At 35.9% G+C, this 19914-nt stretch carries 25 protein-coding genes and 1 pseudogene; 19 read left to right on the forward strand and 7 right to left on the reverse strand.

Annotation, left to right across the window (positions count from 1 at the left end):
• The 6 genes and pseudogenes from ACPC58_RS08820 to ACPC58_RS08845 form a co-directional block, all read right to left on the reverse strand.
• A partial coding sequence (locus ACPC58_RS08820; RefSeq protein WP_434065822.1) for an MFS transporter occupies positions 1-351 on the reverse strand: 351 nt, incomplete at its 3' end.
• A gap of 526 nt (positions 352-877) precedes the next feature.
• Positions 878-1521 (reverse strand): annotated as a pseudogene (locus ACPC58_RS08825) (helix-turn-helix transcriptional regulator); the annotation flags it as partial.
• Between the two features lie 484 nt (positions 1522-2005).
• Positions 2006-2500 carry a nucleotidyltransferase domain-containing protein gene (locus tag ACPC58_RS08830; RefSeq protein WP_155778378.1) on the reverse strand — a complete coding sequence of 165 codons (495 nt, stop codon included), beginning with the start codon at positions 2498-2500 and terminating at the stop codon, positions 2006-2008.
• Between the two features lie 100 nt (positions 2501-2600).
• Positions 2601-3179, reverse strand: a complete 579-nt coding sequence (locus tag ACPC58_RS08835; RefSeq protein WP_001286136.1) for a hypothetical protein — start codon at positions 3177-3179, stop codon at positions 2601-2603.
• Positions 3180-3294: 115 nt separating this feature from the next.
• Positions 3295-3477 (reverse strand): helix-turn-helix transcriptional regulator, encoded by a 183-nt coding sequence (locus ACPC58_RS08840; protein WP_434065823.1) that lies wholly within the window; start codon positions 3475-3477, stop codon positions 3295-3297.
• A 72-nt stretch (positions 3478-3549) separates the two neighbouring features.
• Positions 3550-3909: a helix-turn-helix domain-containing protein gene (locus ACPC58_RS08845; RefSeq protein ID WP_155778376.1), complete on the reverse strand. Its 360-nt coding sequence runs from the start codon at positions 3907-3909 to the stop codon at positions 3550-3552.
• A gap of 620 nt (positions 3910-4529) precedes the next feature.
• Here ACPC58_RS08845 and ACPC58_RS08850 point away from each other — a divergent pair.
• Genes ACPC58_RS08850 through ACPC58_RS08865 form a run of 4 tightly spaced genes read left to right on the forward strand, consistent with a single transcriptional unit; the run spans position 4530 to position 7209 of the window.
• Complete coding sequence (locus tag ACPC58_RS08850; protein WP_158185409.1) at positions 4530-4766, forward strand: hypothetical protein; 237 nt, start codon at positions 4530-4532, stop codon at positions 4764-4766.
• A gap of 28 nt (positions 4767-4794) precedes the next feature.
• Positions 4795-5088 carry a cytoplasmic protein gene (locus tag ACPC58_RS08855; protein ID WP_155778374.1) on the forward strand — a complete coding sequence of 98 codons (294 nt, stop codon included), beginning with the start codon at positions 4795-4797 and terminating at the stop codon, positions 5086-5088.
• A gap of 28 nt (positions 5089-5116) precedes the next feature.
• Positions 5117-5563, forward strand: coding sequence for a hypothetical protein (locus tag ACPC58_RS08860; RefSeq protein ID WP_155778373.1), 447 nt, complete (start codon positions 5117-5119; stop codon positions 5561-5563).
• The gene (locus ACPC58_RS08865; RefSeq protein WP_159373766.1) at positions 5563-7209 is read left to right on the forward strand and encodes an FtsK/SpoIIIE domain-containing protein; all 1647 of its coding nucleotides are present in this window, start codon (positions 5563-5565) and stop codon (positions 7207-7209) included. Before ACPC58_RS08860 ends, ACPC58_RS08865 begins: the two co-directional genes overlap by 1 nt.
• 213 nt (positions 7210-7422) lie before the next feature.
• Here ACPC58_RS08865 and ACPC58_RS08870 read toward each other — a convergent pair whose 3' ends face one another.
• Positions 7423-7719, reverse strand: a complete 297-nt coding sequence (locus tag ACPC58_RS08870) for a hypothetical protein (RefSeq protein ID WP_155778371.1) — start codon at positions 7717-7719, stop codon at positions 7423-7425.
• Between the two features lie 49 nt (positions 7720-7768).
• Here ACPC58_RS08870 and ACPC58_RS08875 point away from each other — a divergent pair, with 49 nt between their 5' ends.
• The 15 genes from ACPC58_RS08875 to ACPC58_RS08945 are packed head-to-tail and all read left to right on the forward strand — an operon-like array spanning position 7769 to position 19893.
• On the forward strand, positions 7769-9040 hold the full coding sequence (locus ACPC58_RS08875) for a replication initiation factor domain-containing protein (RefSeq protein ID WP_155778370.1): 1272 nt from the start codon (positions 7769-7771) through the stop codon (positions 9038-9040).
• Positions 9025-9504, forward strand: coding sequence for an antirestriction protein ArdA (locus ACPC58_RS08880; protein WP_158185406.1), 480 nt, complete (start codon positions 9025-9027; stop codon positions 9502-9504). Before ACPC58_RS08875 ends, ACPC58_RS08880 begins: the two co-directional genes overlap by 16 nt.
• 11 nt (positions 9505-9515) lie before the next feature.
• Positions 9516-9752, forward strand: a complete 237-nt coding sequence (locus ACPC58_RS08885; protein WP_155778368.1) for a hypothetical protein — start codon at positions 9516-9518, stop codon at positions 9750-9752.
• Complete coding sequence (locus ACPC58_RS08890) at positions 9749-10228, forward strand: hypothetical protein (protein WP_155778367.1); 480 nt, start codon at positions 9749-9751, stop codon at positions 10226-10228. Before ACPC58_RS08885 ends, ACPC58_RS08890 begins: the two co-directional genes overlap by 4 nt.
• Positions 10229-10237: 9 nt before the next feature.
• Positions 10238-10513 (forward strand): hypothetical protein, encoded by a 276-nt coding sequence (locus tag ACPC58_RS08895; RefSeq protein WP_274513010.1) that lies wholly within the window; start codon positions 10238-10240, stop codon positions 10511-10513.
• Between the two features lie 9 nt (positions 10514-10522).
• A complete protein-coding gene (locus ACPC58_RS08900) occupies positions 10523-10786 on the forward strand; it encodes a hypothetical protein (RefSeq protein ID WP_155778365.1) in 264 nt (87 codons plus the stop codon).
• Positions 10787-10798: 12 nt separating this feature from the next.
• A complete protein-coding gene (locus ACPC58_RS08905; protein ID WP_155778364.1) occupies positions 10799-11740 on the forward strand; it encodes a conjugal transfer protein in 942 nt (313 codons plus the stop codon).
• The gene (locus ACPC58_RS08910; protein ID WP_003058071.1) at positions 11737-11955 is read left to right on the forward strand and encodes a TcpD family membrane protein; all 219 of its coding nucleotides are present in this window, start codon (positions 11737-11739) and stop codon (positions 11953-11955) included. Before ACPC58_RS08905 ends, ACPC58_RS08910 begins: the two co-directional genes overlap by 4 nt.
• A gap of 8 nt (positions 11956-11963) precedes the next feature.
• Positions 11964-12380, forward strand: coding sequence for a TcpE family conjugal transfer membrane protein (locus ACPC58_RS08915; protein ID WP_158185405.1), 417 nt, complete (start codon positions 11964-11966; stop codon positions 12378-12380).
• Entirely contained in the window at positions 12364-14862 is a 2499-nt protein-coding gene (locus ACPC58_RS08920; RefSeq protein WP_158185404.1) for an ATP-binding protein, read from the forward strand. The genes ACPC58_RS08915 and ACPC58_RS08920 overlap by 17 nt, the downstream gene beginning before the upstream one ends.
• Before the next feature lie 53 nt (positions 14863-14915).
• Positions 14916-15215: a hypothetical protein gene (locus ACPC58_RS08925; protein ID WP_121792182.1), complete on the forward strand. Its 300-nt coding sequence runs from the start codon at positions 14916-14918 to the stop codon at positions 15213-15215.
• Between the two features lie 57 nt (positions 15216-15272).
• On the forward strand, positions 15273-17174 hold the full coding sequence (locus ACPC58_RS08930; RefSeq protein ID WP_158185403.1) for a hypothetical protein: 1902 nt from the start codon (positions 15273-15275) through the stop codon (positions 17172-17174).
• A gap of 2 nt (positions 17175-17176) precedes the next feature.
• Entirely contained in the window at positions 17177-18280 is a 1104-nt protein-coding gene (locus ACPC58_RS08935) for a CHAP domain-containing protein (RefSeq protein WP_155778360.1), read from the forward strand.
• Positions 18281-18298: 18 nt separating this feature from the next.
• Positions 18299-18547 carry a DNA-binding protein gene (locus ACPC58_RS08940; protein WP_155778359.1) on the forward strand — a complete coding sequence of 83 codons (249 nt, stop codon included), beginning with the start codon at positions 18299-18301 and terminating at the stop codon, positions 18545-18547.
• Entirely contained in the window at positions 18547-19893 is a 1347-nt protein-coding gene (locus ACPC58_RS08945; protein WP_121815914.1) for a tyrosine-type recombinase/integrase, read from the forward strand. Before ACPC58_RS08940 ends, ACPC58_RS08945 begins: the two co-directional genes overlap by 1 nt.
• The last annotated feature ends 21 nt before the right edge of the window (positions 19894-19914 follow it).

Below are 19914 nucleotides of genomic sequence, written 5' to 3' on the forward strand. Positions count from 1 at the left end.
AGCTGTTCCAATGCTACGGATAAACAATACTATCATAACCATCCAGACAGGTAGCTCCATATAGAATGCAACAATAGCAAGCACTGTACCAGCTGCTGCGATAATTAAATCGGCACCAATCATTATCTTCTTCCTATCATGACGATCCACTAGCACACCAATGGCAGGCCCCAAAATCGCATAGGGTAAAAAACCTACTAATGAAGCCATAGACAAGACCATCGCAGATCCTGTTTTTTCTGTAAGGTAAAAAATAATCGCCATTTGCAGGATGGCACTAGTGATTAATGATACTGCTTGCCCTGCCCATATTGCATAAAATTTTCGTTTCCAATTGTTGTTTTTTTCCATTTATATTATCTCCTGCATATTATTTTGCTTGAATTTCTATTTTGAATAGCATTCTAGGCAATAAAAAATGCAGGCCAAACCCCACAATGTGGCTTTTGGTCTGCATACATACAATTTGGAAACATTCATATTAAAGACATAGTTAAATAAAGGTATACTTAAATAACCAATATACTCACCGTAACTAATGAATGCTCAATATCGTATAAATAAGCACAACAAAAAAGCCTATCATCGGGGATTGATTCTGCTTTTTTTATTGCCAGCTTATCTTAAACGCATTGATGCTGTCATAGTTTCGGTTCCTCCTACATCTTTATTTATATCAACCTATAGAATAACACAACAAAACGATGTATTCAATACAAAAATAGTCAAATGTATCTCATGCTTCCATTTCGAAACCTAATTTGAAAGCTATGACGAAGTGTTTTATCTTCATTATCCATACCTAAATATACCTTCTCTTTTTATCATAACATTTTACAGCTCTTATTTCAACCTTTATATGCACTTGAAAGTAATTACTTGTCAGTGGTTTCTTTTCTTTTGATACTTTCCAATCTATTATTCTATCCAATTTTAGGGTCATATACGACTCAAATGTTAAGTTAAATGCCACAACATAAAAATAATGTGCATCATAGTAAAGGAGGTGGGAAGAATCGTATGTTGTTTTTCAGTATTATAAGGCGATTGATATCGAATACCTAGAACTAGCTCTTTTCGTATCATTTACGACCATTTTCAGATTTTATCAATTCGATTTTGAGTATCAGATAATGGCGAATAATTTAGTAGTTCACTCGCAATAATTTGATAAACCTCTTTTTGTTCCTCTTTAGAAATTAAAGCTAACAAACTATCGATTAGAGACTGATTTTCCTCTTTGTTCAAAGAACGGTTTTCTAATAAAATCTTTTATATAACCAAAATGTCCTTTTTATTAAATAAGGATTTTCCTTTTAGATAACGTGTATGGTATTTTGCATCATATGCAAGTTCCGCTGCAAGAGTAGTTTGCGTTTCTAAGAAACTACCAAGGAGAGAAAAATCTCTATGTATCGTTTTTTCACTAACTCCAAACTCATCTGCTAGCCGTAACTTAGAAAGATGAGCACCTGACTGCAAACGCAGAAAAATCGTTAGTAAGCATTCTTGATTGTTCATATTCACCTCAATTCTAAAAAAATTATAACATCTCTAACAGTTTATATTCAATTGTTACCACTATTTCCATAGCAACCATTTAGACGACTTTGGATGGTGGGTATATTTCTATTCCCACAAACTCCTTGTCAATGGAAATAGACACATACCCACAAGGTAAATGGAAATAGATTTTGATAATTTCTAGCTATCACTTCTACTCACTCCAAAAATTTACTCACTCTGATACTTCCCCACTATAAAGCAAAAAGCCTTGCAATCAAGGCTTTTCATTATCCCTTTCGTTCAAAGGTTTCTAGGCTTTTACGAGCAAAGCAACACACTCCACGTGGCTCGAGAGGATAGAATGAATGTCATTTGAGTATGCCCGTTCTCGGAAACATATCCACTGCATTTTTGACACTATCGGTAGACGGGAACATATCGACTACATTAGCTTAGTTAAATTGAACGTGCTCTTCAGCTTAAAATTGGAATCCGTTTGTTACTTGTATTCACTCGGAATAGGAATATTAAATCTCTCGCACAATAGTTTTACATCATGCATATCATTTTCATCATGCTCATAGCCTAGATGAAATAACACTTGATTTTCAGCATCAATACATCTGACCATTTTATCGCCTATTTTCCCAATACCACTAAATACTTTTGGAGGATATGCTTCTCCTTCAAAAACAATGTATCCTTGTTCGTTGAACTTAAATATATGAAGGTCAATTATCCTACCTTTAGTATCCTTCCAAACCGTGTGAGATGTGGTGGTATATGCTTCTGTAACTTCAACAAAACCTTTTTCTTTTAATATCTCAACAAACTTTTTACTATTACTTTCCTCCACAAATAAATCAATGTCGTTGTGTGCTCTTGTTTCTTCTTCTAATAATGCATCTACTCCCCAACCTCCATCAATCCATATGTTAATTCCATTTTCTTCAGCGTATGTTATTATCTCAATGGCGTCAGTTTTACTTACCATGTAATCCCTCCGTTCAAATTTCTATCTAATTTCATAACATCCCGAAAAGTAGCCATGCTAAATTCCTCCCAGGTAATACTGTTAATTCACATAATCTAACTTAATAGCGCCTTTTCATATCCTCTTCGTAGGCGGCTAGAATACGCTGATATTCTTTTGGGTCATCATTCTCACAGTCCAGTTTTATCACTCGATCCACAATAGGGTCTAAAGAATCAGGGTTGTACCAAGGCTCCTTAATTGTAAGATATATGATTTTTTTGGTTTTTTGACGTTCAGCCATTTCTTTTAACATCTGAATTTCTTTTTCATTTTTTGTTACACTTTGAATCGGCCATATAATCATAAAGTCAAATTCATAATTATCGTATTTTTCACTATTGCCTTTAGTGGTTAGATTATCAAAGAAGATTGTAAGATTGGATAATTTCATTCCTTGCCCATATTTCTTCGGTACGTTAACTTTATAAAGTTCCGCCCATCGAAAAAAATTATCCATTCCATCTTTTGTTGTATGAATTAAATTAATTAGTCCTTTCAAGTTCCCTTGAGAATTCAAAGCTTTAAGAAGAGCCTGATGCTTTTCCTTGTCAGCAATACCTCGTAGTAATAATGTTTTTTCTGTTTCATTGTTCAAGAAATCAATAATCTGATCATATGCATTTTTTACGTCGGACATATCTATTCTCCTCTTTTCTTTAGTGTAGAACACTTTATAAATTCTGTCTAGTTTAGTGTAACCTATTCAGACGTTTGCCCATAGATTACTACTCCTATTTGTTTCTGTAAAAATATTAGAGTGAAATAAACTCATCTAAAGTCACATTGAAGTAAGTCGATAACATAATCGCTGTTTTGAGAAAAATATCTGATTCACCATTCTCCCAAGGAGCGATTGTTCGAACGCGAACATCAATAGCTTTAGACAGTTGTACTCGTGTCATTCCTTTAGCTTGTCTTAATTCTTTTAGTTTCATTCGCTTCCTCACATTTCTTTCTTACTTTATTATTCGTAAAAGAAACCTTCAAAATAGAGAAAATGTAAAGAATTATGATTTTTTATTGTCTTCTTCAAATAGTTTTTGACGTTCTTTCATAAAGTCCAGAAGTTCTTGCTTGAAAATCGCTTTTTCTTCATCAGTCATGTCAAGTGAGGTTGCACGGAAAAGCATTTCCACTTCTGAAAGCTCATCTTCTTCTACCGTACGATAGTCTGAATTACCTAATAAATAATCTGTTGATACTCCAAAAAATTCAGAAAATTTTTCTAGCGTATCAGATGTTGGCTTTCTTTTACCGCTTTCCCATTGTTGATAGTTAGGTTGTTTTATTCCGAATTTTTCTGCAATTTCTTTTTGTGTTAGATTAGACTCTAAACGCAAGGCTTTTAAGCGTTCTGGAAATCCCATAGGTCACCTCTTTTAAAATTTTCTTTAATTTTTTTGCTAAAAGTGTTGACATCATACTCAGATGAGTATATAATATAAATATACTCATTTGAGTATATAGGTTTTAAAAAATAATAAGCATTATTCGAAACCAAACAATGTTCCTTGAAATCTTTAATAAAAAATGTGCGTCTGACAACCAGAGGACTGACCGACAAACACACAATAAACTTCGTACCTTTATTGTATCACACGTGACAAAAATGTCAAGTCCGTTGATGGTTGAAGTTGAACTAGGCTCAATTTAGATTGAATCTGGTTCACACGCACCTCGGACTTTCGCACTTTTCCGAATAGTAAAGTGAACTGGCTTTGCCAAAAGGCATAAGAGAATCTTCTAGATACGGATATCGGTCTAGCAGATTGGCTGGGACAGCGATGGTAATTGACGCAATGCACCTTGCTAAACGTTGCCACCGTGAGGAAGGAGTCTCTCTTTCCTCAACCAAATAACCATTGATGAAGCCTTGCTATGACAAGACTGGAAACCTTCGAGCGAGACTCATCTCTTATCTCAAATGCTGCTGGATGATTCTATACTTTGAAATATCTAGTAGCATTTATTATTTGGAAAGGAAAATATGACATATTGTGAACAAAAATTAAATAGTATTTATCAAAATTTTAAATTCTCTTCAAGCGTTTATGGTTATGATCCACACTTGTTAAGATTGCTCTATAACCAAGTGCTTGAACATCTCAATAAAGAACTCTATGAATTGAAAAAAGCTCGCAGTCCTCACGGAGAGCTGACATACTACGGCAACTATTACCGCCTTCTTATTACCCAATACTACAATACTCAAGCCATGGCTTGATTTTTTTATACTCTGAAAGGAAAACAATATGATTAAAGAAACTCTCAAAATGAACCCTGATTACATTGGAACTGCTCTCTATGAAAAACTAGGTACTACTCCACGTACCGTTTTTGGTAAACAAGGTCAATATCAACGTCACGAAGTGGTCAATGAAAAACACCTGCAATTCTATGTCATCACTCCTGCTACTGCTGAAGTGTTTGAAGAAGATGCTGAAGTAGAATTGGTTAACCCAATTTTCTATCCAGATGCCATTAATGGTCGGGATATGGCACCTGCTCTAAACGTCTATGCTGACAAACTCATTGTGAAAAAATAAGAACAGAAAGAAAAGAGGAAAATAAATTATGGCAAAAGTTGGATTAAAATTTGATAAAGTAGAAATTACAGATAAGCGTTATTTGGACATTACATCAGCTCTTAACATTCCAGAAGTCTTTGGTAAATTGACCTGGCGTGGGATTAATGAAGTGGAACAAAAATACGAAGATGATACCACTCAACCTCGAAATATGGACGGTTCTTATCCCCAAGTCGCAACAGGGGAAATTCTTGCTACTAAGGTGGCTATTAAATCAGATAACCAACATGGTACAGAAGAGTTCTCAATTATTGGTATGCTACCAAGTGAGGTAGAAAGCCTTGGTCTTAAATTTGGTGATGAAGTGGAACTTTCTGGTATTATCGTGACTTACTCCAGTGTGTCTGGTGGTGTTTACAAGCTCTTTGCCCAAACCATTTCAAAGAAAGGCTCTCCTGCTCCAAAACCTGAACAAGCAAAGGCTAAAGACTAATGCTTTGGAAAAAGCGTGGCCGAAGAGTTAGAAAGTACCATAAACACATTAAAGGTATTACCTTGCTAATACTTTACATGCCATTTCTCCTTGGAAGTGGCTTTTTTCTTTGGTTGGAAAAAGATAATTTGCTCCTAGAGCCTGTCTATTACAGTCTCACAACAGGAACTGTTTTAGTCATCGGCTTAGGGCTGGTCTTTATCCTGAACCAACTAGGCTATCTAAATCTGTTGGTATTCTCAAAATGGAACAACCTGAGAATCATGGCAAACTTTCTCTTAGAAAACGGTTATTATACTACAAAGAAATTCAAACGAGATAAACAAGTCCAAGAAAAAATCATTCTCCCTAAAGTTTACCTCAAGCAAAGTAAGTACGGCCTGAAAGCTTCATTCATTCTTCAAGGAAATAAATTCCAGGATCGTTTTCTTAATCTCGGAAATACACTTGAAATCCAACACGATGGAGACTTTACGGGTAAGAAATTCACCAAAGGTTTTGTCACTTACGAGATAGCTATAGATCAGTTTGCAGGACGTTTAAATCTAGAAGAGATTAAAGTTACAAAACAAGGCCTCCGATTAATGAAAAACGTCTATTGGGACTTTGTAAAACAACCTCACTTACTGATTGGGGGTGGTACTGGTGGTGGGAAAACCGTTCTTCTCATGACTCTTCTCTATGGACTAGCTCCGATTTCTGATATTGATATTTGTGACCCGAAACAATCTGACCTCTCTTCTTTTGCGGACGTGCCAATCTTTAAAGGACACGTCTTCATCACTAAGGAGGAAATTGTAGACTGTCTCAAAAGCAATGTCGAGGGAATGGAAGAGCGTTACCGCTACATGAAAAGTCAGCCTAACTATGTGGCTGGGATAAACTTCTCTCAGTTTGGCTTACGTCCTAAATTTATCTTCTTTGATGAGTGGGCAGCATTCATGGCAAAACTAGAAGGCAACTACCAACTCCAACAACAGGTCAATAAATACCTCACACAATTGATTCTAGAAGCTAGACAAGCCGGTATCTTTGTCATTATGGCCATGCAACGGCCTGATGGGGAATATATCAAAACGAGTCTACGAGACCAGTTTATGAAGCGCCTTTCTGTTGGACACTTAGAAGATACTGGCTATACCATGATGTATGGAGATGCCAATAGAAACAAAGAGTTCAAATACATTGATGAAATTGACGGAAAAAAAGTTGTCGGACGGGGATATATTGCTAACGCTGGTGAGATTGCCCGTGAGTTTTTCTCTCCCAATGTCCCTTTTGACAAAGGATTCTCTTTCAAGGATGCATATCTCAAGATGACACCTCACCAAGATTCAGTGATTATAACTACAGAAAATGAACCCGTAAAATCATTTGTAGATTTTGAACCTGAACAGTTCAGTATTTCTGAAATGAAAACTAAACTCGATAAAACTTACGATCAGGTGAGAAAACTGGCCAATCTCATAGAGAAAGGAGGCTATGCCACATTCACTAAAGAAGATGGAAAAATGCTATTTGATAAAGATGACCTCTATACACTAGGGGTTATTTTTAATTCTATTGACGACACCAGAACGACCTATAAAGAGGCAGTTGAGGCCTATTATCAGTCTCAAAAGGAATCAGCGGTTGAGGTGAGTTAACGCCCCACCCCTGTGAGCGAGCCGGAGGCGAAGCGAACAGAGCAGGGTGGGTAAGGCGAGAACTCACTTCAATCGTGTTCACGACCCCCAGATTATAATATGGGGGTAGAGATTTGAAAAAATCACGTAGTGAGACCTCCATGTGCCTTGTGGGTCAAGGGATTAGAGAATTAAACAACTGTACACTTTTTTGCCAAAAACTGTACACCTGCTCTAATTATTCAAAAAAGAAACTAATTTCATTGAATAGGAATATAGACTTCCTTGTCCTAACCGATAAAGAAATTTTGAAAGATCTCTTTTACCTAACTCCTTTAAAAGTGAGTTATAAATAACCACTTCTGAATAATGATTAAAAATTAATTCTGTATTTAATTTTACTAAATCAGCATATTCTTTTTTATTACATTTCTCAGGTAAATCAGACACCATTAAAAAATAATTTTTTATTCCTGATTGACAGTCTTCATCAATCCCCTTAAAAAATAACTCAAAAAAATTTTCTGGCATAAGAAACCTCACAACTTATATTTCAAATTATTATATCACTAAAAAGGAGGTGTTAACAATTGATGGCAAACAACTAAGAAAATTTAGAGCTAGTCTTGGACTAAAACAAAAGGAATTTGCAGAAGTTGCTGGAGTAAGCTTATCAAGTCTAAAATCCTATGAAACAGGAAGACGAGAATTTACTCTCGAAAAATTCAAGGAAATCAAGACAAAGATGGGCTACTCCTTCTCGGACAGCCCTCATCCTCTACGTCTTATGATTGATTATCTGCGAATCACCTTTAAAGAAGTCCGTCAATTAAAAGACTTTGTTGAAACTTACCTCTATGTTAGCTTTAATGAGTTCACTTCACAAGAAACAACCATGATGACCTATAATCACCTCTACAAGCGTGGTGATATTTGGATATTTGATTACTTTGACAAAGAAGATCGAAACAATTACCAAATCACCTTACAACTCTCTGGTCAAGGGTGTAGACAGATGGAACTGGTTCTTGAAAGAGAAGGGATCTCTTGGAGGGAATTCTTGGAAAAAATACTTTATGAACGTACTGACATGAAAGTTACTCGGATAGACTTAGCATTAGATGAACTCTACCGTGGCTATGATCAAGAAGAAACACACTTTCATCTATCAGATATGATTAACAAAGTTTACCAACACCTTGTTACATTTGACCGCCTTAGAACTTGGAGTCATATCGGTGGTGGAAATCTAAACAGTCATTCTGAGAATGAGGATAGACAAGGAATATCGCTTTACTTTGGATCACGTAAATCCAATATGTTTTTTAACTTTTATGAGAAAAGATATGAATTCGCTCAAAAGGAAGGGATAAGTGTTGAAGAGGCTCTAGAAATATTTGGCGTCTGGAATCGATATGAAATTCGTTTGTCACAAGCAAAAGCTCAAAAGTTAGTTGAACACTACGTGCTAGGTCAAGATTTAGGAAACTTAGCCCGTGGATTAATTAATCAAGAAATGGAGGTGTTTGAAGGCGTTGGGAAATACGGAGCCTACATCCCTGATCCTAAATGGCAAGATATGTTCGGATCAGCTGACCCATTAAAATTATCTGTCCAACCAGAACCTTATTCCATTGATCGAACAGTTCGTTGGTTGCTTTACCAAGTTTCCAATTCGCTATCATTTGTGGAAGAGGCAGATAAAATCATGAATACCCAATACCTGGAAATGATTCGAAATACTGGAAAACTAACAGATCGGATGGAAACCGAACTAAAGTATTTAAAAGAAAGTTATGTTTCTCATCAGAATGAACTTGTGAAAGGAGGTAAAGAATGGCAAGTAACTTAAAAATCTGTATTCAAAATATACAAACTGGCCTATATAAATGGTTTGAATTCCCGGAATCAGAACAAACCATTCGAAAAAGTTTAGGCCTATCAGATCACGATGAGTATCTAATTGCGGATTGGGATGATTTAAACGGTATCATCAATGAATATACCTCTATTAGCTCTCTTAATCGTCTTGCTGAGAAGTTACAAGAAATCCCTGATAATTACAGCTCTCTGATAAATGATTGGGTTATCCACTATAATTCTATCGATAACTTTATTGAAGAGTTTGATATCAATAATTGGACTGTTGCTGAAGTTAGTAGGGATGAAGATTTTGGAGCCTATCTCATTGAAGAATTGAGCGCCATTAAAATCCCTGATAATATCCAACCGTATTTTGATTATGAAGCTTATGGTCGTGATGCACGCCTTGAACTAAACTGTGTCATCTCAGATCAATACTATGCTTGGCAATAGAAAGGAAACTTATGGAAATATACACTGCACGCTCTCGCTATCGTCAAGAAGGCGTTACCTGGGTTTGGTACCGTAACGATGAAGAAGAAATTCATACGGATCTCCAACTCAGCGAAGTTTTTAGATTAATACGACAAGAACTAGAAAAATTTGTTGACGAAGGAATTCTCACCAAAGAACAAGCTTTTGATCTCTCAAATGATTGGCTCGCTTATGACGAGTTTGTGGAAGGACTGATGTATGGATGATTGGAACCATTCGAATCCTACAAAACGGACAGTCTAAAGAGCTGGCTCAGGTAGATCTTATTCGCTTTAATGAGGAGTCTATCAGACAACGCTTGGTTGAAAAAGGCTATTCTTATGATAGTCAATTAGTTATCACTGAAATTGTTGATTGGGGAGTAGCCACAAATTTAACTTTTCAGGAAATTGAATTACTAAAGCTCTGTCTCGAAGGGTTATACGATAATGACGAATACATCATTGTTTACCTCTTAAAGCATCACTGGAAAGTGAAAGACATTGTGACGGTTTATTACCGCTTTGCAAGTCAGAATGAGGTAGAAGCCCTGTGCGAACTCCTAAAAGACTATGACAATAACGAGGTTATTCACCTCTTCTATCAAAGCAACAATTGGGTCAACTGTATACAGAAGTATCTCTCTTCTGGTGAATTGCTCAATACACCCAAAGGGTTTTACAAACGAATCTTACCAAACTAATAGGAGGTCATGATGACACAAGGGAAACTAGAAAAAGATATTCTATCAGCGATAGCTGAATTTTCAACACTACTAACGAGTTACAAATTTGATGAAGCTTGGACAGTTGCTGGACGGCTTAACGGTCTATTGAAGACTGAAGAAGTTATCCAACTCCCAGCAGATCAACTGGATAGTATCCGAACCGAACTAAAAGGTTATTATGCCACAAATAATGAGATTAATAGCTTAAATAAACGTTTGGTTGCTAAGGGGCATAAGCTCTTAGAACTATCTCAACAGTAAGGAGGTCTAATGGAAATAGAAATGCTGAGACAAGATACAGGTGAGTTTAGAGCTCGCCTGTCTTATTTTGTCAAAGAGTTCTTAACAGAAAATTCCACCCAGATAGACAAAATGGTCAAAGGTGAAGTCTTCCAAAAAAGAAAGGAAATCACCATTGAACAGGAAGCTCAATATTATGATATGACCTTTATCTTCCGAAAAGGTGGTTTGATTAAGAAATCAACTCTAGAAGTCATTGTTAATGGTGCAATGACAGCTAAGATATTAATTTAAGAAAGGAGTTCAATGAAAAACATAAAACCAACTTTCCTGAAACGACGAAAACCAAAACAAAAGATTGAAATGAAACAGGTTGATCAAAAATGGATGAATCGATTATTTCTAGGAGGCTTAATAGCCATTGTTGTGCTTGCAACACTTTCTATTATTGTAAGCCTAACTCGCTCTAACAAGCCTCAAACAATCATTCAGGAAGTTTCAAAAGATACGACAACAACTGACTACCACCTTCAATACTACCTTAATGATTATGTTAAAGCGTACTTCAATTTGTCTGAGGACAATGCAATTCAGCTAGATGAAATTGAAAAGCTCAATAGCTTCTATGATAGTGTTCCAGAAACAAGAAACCAAGGACATACCAAATCACCTTCATCCCTTGCCAGTGCTCGTTTATTAAGTATTAAGGACAATACAGCTACCTATCAAGTGACATACTCTGTAGGTAAGGGAGATGATGTTAAAGAAATAACAACTGGTTTTGCGATTCCTTTTGGGGTCAAAGAAAACCAATACTATATTTCTGGCTTGCCCTGGTTCATCCCTCTCACGGAGCAACAAGCCACAGGTTTTGCTACTCAAGACAAATTGAAATTAATTGATGATACAGAAACAGAAAGTGAGAAAAAAGAGGATTTGGACAGCTTTCTAAACCTCTTCTTCACTAACTATACAACTAATCAAGAAAATCTAGACTTGTTAGCTAAAGACATCTCAGCACTAGAAAACACAACGTACAAAAGTTTGGATTATTCCTACTACAAAAGTGATGGCAAAAAAGTAATGGCCTTTGCACAAGTCACGTTTGAAATTGCTGGGAACACCCACAGTGAAAACTTCACTTTATCGCTTCAACCAAAAGATGAGTCCTACTTTGTTCAATCTTTAAAACACACTATTCCTAAAAATTACACAAAAACTAACACAACTAAAGGAGATACTAAATGACATTACAAAATCTTTTTCAATGGTTCGTAACTAACATCGGAATCTGGATTGTTGCAGGTTTCGCAGGTTGGAAATTTATCGAGGCCGTTCGTGATCAACGTATTGGACGGGCCATCATGGCAATTGGTATTGGAGGAGCTACTGTTTACTTTCTAAATAATCCTACAACTGTCCTTAATAGCGTTTCAGACATCATGGCTCAGATCTTTGGATAGGAGGTAATATGAGTGACCAATTAAAGGATAAACAGCTCTATTCCTATAAGCAAGCTCTCAGTCAACCCTACTGGATTCAAAAAATAAATGATGATTTCTCACTGCAATCACCAATAAAATTTTCGCGCATTGTCTATACTGTAACAATTTTTAGTCTCCTATTTTTCCCATCAGAAAAGGTATTAACCTTTCTTCCGATGGGACTGAGACTAACAGTGTCAGCTCTAATTGCCTGGGGATTATCAGAGACACTAGCTAATCTTATTATTGATGGTAAAACCTTTATCGTTTATCTTTGGGACTATTTTAAATACTACTTTCAGTATGGTATGAGATACGATACTGTCTACCTCAATAAAGGACTGCTTTATAAGCGTCCCCAAAATATTATAAACCGAAAGGAGACCAATGAATTATCAAAATAATATCTGGGATATTAAAGACAATCTCATTCTTCGAAAGGATGGTTCAGTATTTGCTATTTATCAGATACCTTCTAAAGTGATTAATTCTGTTGATGGTAAAACCAAAGAAAAACATAAAGATTTAATCTACACAGCCCTTAGCCATTTAAGAAGTTATCATGATTTTGAGATTCGGATGATTCCTATGGATTTAGACCTTTACAGTCGTTATCAAAAACTAGCGCTTGATATTGATTGGGAATCACAAGTTGGAGACTTAGCCGATTATGTCTTAAACAAAACGATTGACCATCTGGAAACAGATATTGGCCAACTTTATGAATATCAATATTTTCTTTTGGTACCTTTAAAATCTTTGACTGTTTCAATGGATCTTAAATCAGTGGTTTATGAAGGTTATCGTTCTTCCAGAAACTTGGTACTAAACACCCTCGGCATTGGCGAGACCGTACCAAGTAATTGGCAAGAATCTTATCAAGGTCAAAAAGAAATCCTTGAAAACAATCTATCCCTTCTAAATGCTCGTCCACTCTCCACTAATGAAAATATCTTCATCCAACGTCACCAATTTCTAAGAGGTCAGCTTTATCAGAAAGATACTGAAATAATGCGAATTACTAACTCTATAGAAAATCTTGATGAGACCAACATTGAGTTTGAACATATCAATATCCTCAAGTTAAACAACCTAGGAGAAAGTTCTTATGTCGCTTTTTTGCCAATCAACAGTCTGCCTGAGAATATGTCTTACTTACACCTTCAAGAAGAGTTACAAGCACTTCGCTTTCCGGTTGAGTCGGATTTTAAAATTCAATTCTCTTTACCTAAAGGCGTCTTCTCACTGTTAGGAAAGGCAAAGCGTGCAAGACAACGACTAAAAAATACTATCTCAGAAGCAGAGGAAGTTGAGGACGTTCAAAAAGGGTCTGTCATTAAGAGTAAATTCCTCTTAGAAGACCTACAAGGAAAATTTGATAAGAATGAACCATTAGTAACTTATTTACACACTCTAACAATCACTGCTTCTACTTTAGATGAGTTGAGAGCCAAATACGACCTTCTCTATACGACTTTAAACCAACTTTCTGTTGAAGTTGTTCGGGCAAATGCAGATCAAGTCTATCTGTTTTATAAGAATCGAATGACTGAAACTTTATCCAGTGAAGATAGAAACTTCCTCCAAGCGATGTCCTTGGAAGCTTTTTGCGAAAATCTTTTCTTTATGACAAAGAAAGTAGGTACAGATATTGGGTTTTCTATTGGGCGTATCGACAACCAAATCGATTCCTGGCAAGGAGATTACAAAAAAGCTATTGAAGCCTCTTCAATACCTGTCTTTATAAACCTTCTTCAAGCCAATAAATTAGGAGTCAAAGATAAGTCTACAAATAACCCACATGTAGCCATCATCGGTGAAACAGGTACAGGAAAGTCCTTCTTGACCAAATTACTATTCACCTATCATTCATTTCTAAAAACGAAAATCCTCTACATTGATCCCAAAGCAGAAATGCGGAAACAATATGAAAAAGTTCTAAAAGAACATGAGGAATCAGGCGATTTTGAAGAACTTCAGAATTACATCAAATCGATTAACTTTATTACTTTGGATGCTCGCTATGAAAAGAACCACGGTGTCTTAGATCCAATTGTCTTTCTAAAAGGTCAAGAGGCTCGTGACCTAGCAGACTCTATGATCGATACCCTTCTAGGCAAAGACAATAGCTTACGAATCCGAAATGCTTATTTAAAGAGTTTGGATAAATACCTTGCCAAACGGGAACGTGGCGAAAAGGTTGGCATGATTCATGTCTTTAAGGACCTAATGAAACATGATGACAAATCTGTTCAAGAGGCTGGGGATTTCCTCTTAACAGCAGTCAATCAATCTATTCTAGCGCTTGGATTCTCAAATGGCCAAAATGAGGCTATTTCAGTTGATTCAAAAATTACAATCTTAGAAATCAATGGCCTTAACCTACCTAATGATAAATCCAATATTGACCTAACGCCTGATGATAAGAAAAGCCTAACAATTATGTACGCTTTAGGGTATTACTGTACCAAATTTGGAAAGCAAGATCGAACAGTTGAAACGATTGAGTTTTTCGATGAAGCATGGTTTTTCAATTCAACTACAGTTGGAAAACAAATTCTAAAACGGATGAAACGTGTTGGCCGATCTGAAAACAACTTCCTAGTATTTATCACCCAATCCGTCCATGACTTATCTAGTGAAGAAGATGGTACTGGTTTTGGTTCTGTCTTTGCTTTCTTAGAGGACACTGAAATTGATGCAGTGTTAGAGTATCTAAAGATACCGAAAAACACTACAACATCTGAATGGCTAGGCAATATGACCATGGCTCAATGTATTTTTCTAGATACCTTTGGTCGAAAAGAACGAATTACGGTTGATGGCATGTTCCCTGAAATCACCCAACTCTTTGATACTGTCGAAACAAAGTTGAAGGCTATTTAAATTTATGATTGACTACAATCATCTAATACTGAATATAAAAGGAGTTTATCTTTATGGACACACAAGAATTGCTAGATAATCTTCAAGATGAACTCTACAACCTAGAAATTCGTATTTCTAAGAATGTTTTCAAGGGTGAGACCCCTTCTGAATTAAAGAAATTTGTAGCAGATTTCCTGAAAATTTGTGAACAAAAAGAGTTTGATGTTGCTTTTGAGGTAATCGAGTCGATGTCTTCCCACACTCTTTTATTAGAACAAACACCTCTAGCGTCAGTTGAGTATGTTTCAACATCTATTAAATCATTTTATGAAGATTTCATAGAGCCTACTAAAATTGAATTATATGGATAACTAACTTATTTGCACCTTCATACAAGGTGCTTTTTATTTTAACTAGAAAGGAGTACAATGAATCCAAAAAGAATAAAACCTATTATTTTTCTATCGACTATCTTAACCTCGCTTGTTACAGGAATAAGTGTATTTGCTTCTGAAATTGATTACCAGTATGTCAAAGAGAATCTGTCACAAATTACTAGTAAAGTTTGGTTCAAAGATTCTTGGTTCGGTTTAGACACAACAATGCTATATCTTATTAACAAACTGGTCCAATCAGTCTTTTGGCTAGCTAAATTCTTCTTCACCATCTTTTCGTCTATCTATGAAAAATTGGTTTACTCTGCTGAACTTTTTGCAACTTATGTATCAGATATCATCACAGCAACGGCTTCTATTTTTTCAAGTTTACAAGGAGCGATGTTACCGTTTATTGGTGCAAGTATGGCACTATATTTATCCTATGTTTATTTTGTTAAACACGGTTCTTTCTTTAGAACGTTGATTCGACTCTTATTGGTCTTTACTTGTGGTATATTCTTCTTTTCAAAATATAGTGATGGATCTTATGTTGTTTCTCGCTTTTACACGAATACAGCTTCTATCACGACAAACTTATCATCTACAGTTACTAAAAGTTTAAATGGGACAGCCATAGATGCACCTAATACAGATGGTGCACTAACTGAATACTCAAAGTCTGCTATTTGGGTACCCTATACCTACATGAATTCAGATACTTCAGGAACTGACGGAAAGTTTAAATTGTCCGAAGAGCAACTTAAAAGCTTAGTCGCATATAACGATGGCGATGATGATTATAAAGTCAGTGATGGATCTGAAGAAACTAAAATTTCTGAGATTGCAGGCAGTGAAAAAGAACCTAAGAATAACATGTTAAAATCCAATTGGGGTGCTATGTTCTCATACGCCTTTGTAGCGGTTTTAGAGGCTTTACTAATGGGACTTATCTTAGTTTTCTTTGCGATTATGCAATTTATTCTGAATATCGCTATTCTGATACTATTAGTCTTTACACCATTTACCTTAATCTTTTCAATGATTCCAACCTTTGAAAATATTCTCTTCAATATCATTAAAAAGCTTGGAGGAACAATCGTCCTAAGTGGATTAATGACATTTATTGCAACCATTGCTCTTTACTTCAATAGTGTCCTTACAGCTATCACAACAGCTATTGGCTTTGACAATATGATTGTTGGTTATGTTTTAAAAGCTATTGTCTTGGTTATCCTTTGGAAAAAGCGGAATTACTTCCTTTCTATTTTAACAGCAGATCGTATTCGCCATATCTCAAATCGTTTCACTCAGCGTGTTGATCAAGCTGGACGAAAAATACAAGAGAATACGTTAGGGCGAGTTCAGAAGAATTCTCAGGCCAAATTAGCAGTTGCAGGTAGCGTTCTAGCTGGTTCTACGACACTTGCTAAACAAGCAATAAAAACAAAATCAAGACAAGTCGCTGGTACTGCGTATCAATCCTCATCTAAAGCCATTTCAGACTCTCTAGCACATTCAAAAGCTAGACGTGCTGAATCCTTAGGGGAAAGCTATGCAGTTACCTTTAAAGAAGAAAAAGCGAAACAAGCTCACAAATCTGAACAAGTTTCGAGTGCAGTCCTAAATATCAAAAGAGGCCTTAAAAATGCAGAGCATGGTATCTACTATGCCAAGTCCATTTCAACAGGCGATAATCGTGATAAAGTGAAAGCAAGTGAAGCTAAAAACCGTTCAGATGAGTTAGGTCAAGCTATTCAAATAAAACGAGATAGAGTCTCTCAATTGAGACAATCTGCTTATAATCAGAAGTCTAAAGAAAGGCTTCAAGCACAGCGTCTAAACAGACAGAATAAGCCTCGGAGCCAATTTAAAACCTATCTTGAAAAAGAGTCCGCCATCAAGGAACAACTCGCTCAGATAAAACCTAGAAGCTTTAGAACGCAGGAGGTTTAATTATGAAGTGGTTTGTTAAACGTTTTGGCTGTCTTACTCTATTACTAGCACCACTATTAGCGGTGCTTTTTCTTTTTATAGGTGCTGGTTCAACTTCAAACAGTGGGTCAGCTTCCACTCTAGACGGAGTTCAGTATGTAGACCATTGGTCAAATGGTGATGCCTATACTCACAACATTTTAATCCATCGATATGGCATTACTGCCGAACAACTTGATGGATTTCTAGATTCAACTGGAATTGCCTATGACAAAACCCTTATCAACGGTAAAAAACTTTTAGAGTGGTCTAATAAATCAGGACTAGATGTTCGTGCTATAGTTGCTATTGCCCAAATGGAAAGTTCATTTGGGACTGCTGGTGTTGCAACTAAGCCTGGTGCTAATATGTTTGGTTATGGAGCCTTTGACTCAAATCCTGACAATGCTTCAAACTATAATGATGAAACAGCTGTTGTCGCATTAACAAGAGAATCCATTATTAATAATCGTAATGAAACCTTTAAAATCCAAGATGAAAAAGCACAAAAAAATGCCAATGGCACTTTGAACGTGGCTAAAGACGGAGGGGTTTATTTTACGGATACCTCTGGCTCTGGAAAAAGACGTGCTGAGGTGATGGAAAAACTAGATAAATGGATAGATGAACACGGAGGCACTCCTGAAGCACCTAAAACAACTGGTGCAAGGACTGGTGGTGGAGTAACTTCTGGTGATATCCCTGCTGGTTATAGTCTTACTAAAGCGATTGATAGTTCATCCTACATCACGAGTTCATACCCTTGGGGACAGTGCACTTGGTTTGTTTGGAATCGAGGACGAGAACTTGGAATTACTTTTGATCCATACATGGGAAACGGTGGGGATTGGAAATACAAACCAGGTTATCAGACCACTAGAACACCAACCGAGCATTCAGCAATCTGCTTTTCACCTGGTGAAGGCGGTTCTCATCCGTATTATGGACACATCGCCTTTGTGGAGCAAGTCAAGCCTGACGGTTCAATATTAATCTCTGAATCAAATGCTCAAGGTCTGGGGGTTATCTCCTATAGAGTCTTTGATGCACAAACAGCTAAACAATTCACTTATGTGATTGGGAAATAAAATTAGAAAGGAACTAATATGTTAAAAATAAAATATGTACCCGTAGAAAACTGCGAAGCAGAATGGGGAGATAAAATGGCTTTAATAAAACGATTTGAAGGGTTAAAATTAAAAACCCTTAATAATTTACTAACAGAGATGAGACATAACCCAAACTTTTCGGATTATGTTATTAACTCAGGTCATAAAACTGTATGGATTAACTTCAATGGATTCTTGATGTTTTTAAGATTTAGACAAAACAAAAGATACAAGGAGGTTGTTTGATGAATAATATCCATATCCAATCAATAGTTCAGAAGCGGACTAAACAATCTAATAGATCTGGATACATAGATATCAAATTTAGAACACGATTTATAAACCCATTAACTGAACAAAGGAGGGAAATAGTATCAGATTGGTATACCATTCCAAATAAATTAGACGAAAACAATAAAATAAAGGTTTCACCCCAACTAAAATCTCAAGTTTATAAAGATCTTCAAGAAAAAGCGAATAAGGCTTTTGAGGAAATCACTAAAAAATCTCTAATCAATAGAGAAAATATAACCATACACGAAATTTGGACTTTGTGGCACCAAGAAAGAATCAATCGTAAACTGGTTCAACCTAAAACTTTAATAGGTGAAGATGGAAGATATAGAAACCATATTCAAAGATTTATTCCCAAAGATACATTGATAAGAAATATACCCACAAGTTTAATTAAAAATCTCATTGATTCACTTTATCCTATAGGTAATCATAAAAGAGTCGCGCAAAGTGTAAAATCAGACCTTTCTTCTTTATATAAATACGCTATTGCACACGACTACATATCACCAGATGAAAATCCAATGCCATATATAGCACTCGGTAAGAAAGGCTTAGAAGAAGAAATTGAAATTTTAAAAAAATCAAATATTGAAGAGCATTATCTAGAAGCTAATGAACTTAAAGAAGTTTTGAAATTGGTAAGAGATTGTAATAAGCAGTACGCTAGAATATTTGAATTCCAAGCACTCACTGGTATGAGAATAAGCGAGGTTCTAGGATTGAAAGTTGAGACGATTGATTTTGATAAAAAAATAGCTTCTGTTGTAAGAAGTCGTGCAACTCATGGTGGAGCTTCCGAAGATAATTACGAAGGAAATGTCAAAAACATACAAAGTTATAGAAAAGTTCAACTATCTGACAGAGCAATAGAGCTATTGCGTGAAGAGATTGAGGAGAATTTACATCATATTCAATTCAATCCTGATTATAAAGATAATGGTTGGATTTTTACCTCGAAAAGCAAAAATAAACCAGATTTTAATGGTTCTCCTTTACATTATAGTGTGTTAAATAATTTTCTAAATTCTCCTCAGAATGGAAAAACAAATAAAAATGGGAGAAAAAGAAGAGTTGGTATGAATATCGACGAGAAAATCAGTTTTAATAAACATATTAGTACACATATTTTCAGACATACTCACATTAGTTTTCTAGCAGAGCAAGGAGTACCTCTTGAAGCTATCCAAGATCGAGTAGGTCACAATAGAGGAAGTAGGGTGACAGATATTTATCTTCATGTTACACAAAAAACTAAAGATACAATAACACCACTCATAGATACTTTGACTCAGTAGGGGCCAAACGGGGGCCAAATC

The organism is Streptococcus sp. VTCC 12905 (genome assembly GCF_049893385.1).
Lineage (GTDB): Bacteria > Bacillota > Bacilli > Lactobacillales > Streptococcaceae > Streptococcus > Streptococcus suis_AA.

Coding starts and splice junctions, on each gene's coding strand:
- ACPC58_RS08830 (WP_155778378.1), bottom strand. CDS start 2,500: ATGGTAAGTAAAACTGACGCCATTGAGATAATAACATACGCTGAAGAA.
- ACPC58_RS08835 (WP_001286136.1), bottom strand. CDS start 3,179: ATGTCCGACGTAAAAAATGCATATGATCAGATTATTGATTTCTTGAAC.
- ACPC58_RS08840 (WP_434065823.1), bottom strand. CDS start 3,477: ATGAAACTAAAAGAATTAAGACAAGCTAAAGGAATGACACGAGTACAA.
- ACPC58_RS08845 (WP_155778376.1), bottom strand. CDS start 3,909: ATGGGATTTCCAGAACGCTTAAAAGCCTTGCGTTTAGAGTCTAATCTA.
- ACPC58_RS08850 (WP_158185409.1), top strand. CDS start 4,530: ATGACATATTGTGAACAAAAATTAAATAGTATTTATCAAAATTTTAAA.
- ACPC58_RS08855 (WP_155778374.1), top strand. CDS start 4,795: ATGATTAAAGAAACTCTCAAAATGAACCCTGATTACATTGGAACTGCT.
- ACPC58_RS08860 (WP_155778373.1), top strand. CDS start 5,117: ATGGCAAAAGTTGGATTAAAATTTGATAAAGTAGAAATTACAGATAAG.
- ACPC58_RS08865 (WP_159373766.1), top strand. CDS start 5,563: ATGCTTTGGAAAAAGCGTGGCCGAAGAGTTAGAAAGTACCATAAACAC.
- ACPC58_RS08870 (WP_155778371.1), bottom strand. CDS start 7,719: ATGCCAGAAAATTTTTTTGAGTTATTTTTTAAGGGGATTGATGAAGAC.
- ACPC58_RS08880 (WP_158185406.1), top strand. CDS start 9,025: ATGGCAAGTAACTTAAAAATCTGTATTCAAAATATACAAACTGGCCTA.
- ACPC58_RS08885 (WP_155778368.1), top strand. CDS start 9,516: ATGGAAATATACACTGCACGCTCTCGCTATCGTCAAGAAGGCGTTACC.
- ACPC58_RS08890 (WP_155778367.1), top strand. CDS start 9,749: ATGATTGGAACCATTCGAATCCTACAAAACGGACAGTCTAAAGAGCTG.
- ACPC58_RS08895 (WP_274513010.1), top strand. CDS start 10,238: ATGATGACACAAGGGAAACTAGAAAAAGATATTCTATCAGCGATAGCT.
- ACPC58_RS08900 (WP_155778365.1), top strand. CDS start 10,523: ATGGAAATAGAAATGCTGAGACAAGATACAGGTGAGTTTAGAGCTCGC.
- ACPC58_RS08905 (WP_155778364.1), top strand. CDS start 10,799: ATGAAAAACATAAAACCAACTTTCCTGAAACGACGAAAACCAAAACAA.
- ACPC58_RS08910 (WP_003058071.1), top strand. CDS start 11,737: ATGACATTACAAAATCTTTTTCAATGGTTCGTAACTAACATCGGAATC.
- ACPC58_RS08915 (WP_158185405.1), top strand. CDS start 11,964: ATGAGTGACCAATTAAAGGATAAACAGCTCTATTCCTATAAGCAAGCT.
- ACPC58_RS08920 (WP_158185404.1), top strand. CDS start 12,364: ATGAATTATCAAAATAATATCTGGGATATTAAAGACAATCTCATTCTT.
- ACPC58_RS08925 (WP_121792182.1), top strand. CDS start 14,916: ATGGACACACAAGAATTGCTAGATAATCTTCAAGATGAACTCTACAAC.
- ACPC58_RS08930 (WP_158185403.1), top strand. CDS start 15,273: ATGAATCCAAAAAGAATAAAACCTATTATTTTTCTATCGACTATCTTA.
- ACPC58_RS08935 (WP_155778360.1), top strand. CDS start 17,177: ATGAAGTGGTTTGTTAAACGTTTTGGCTGTCTTACTCTATTACTAGCA.
- ACPC58_RS08940 (WP_155778359.1), top strand. CDS start 18,299: ATGTTAAAAATAAAATATGTACCCGTAGAAAACTGCGAAGCAGAATGG.
- ACPC58_RS08945 (WP_121815914.1), top strand. CDS start 18,547: ATGAATAATATCCATATCCAATCAATAGTTCAGAAGCGGACTAAACAA.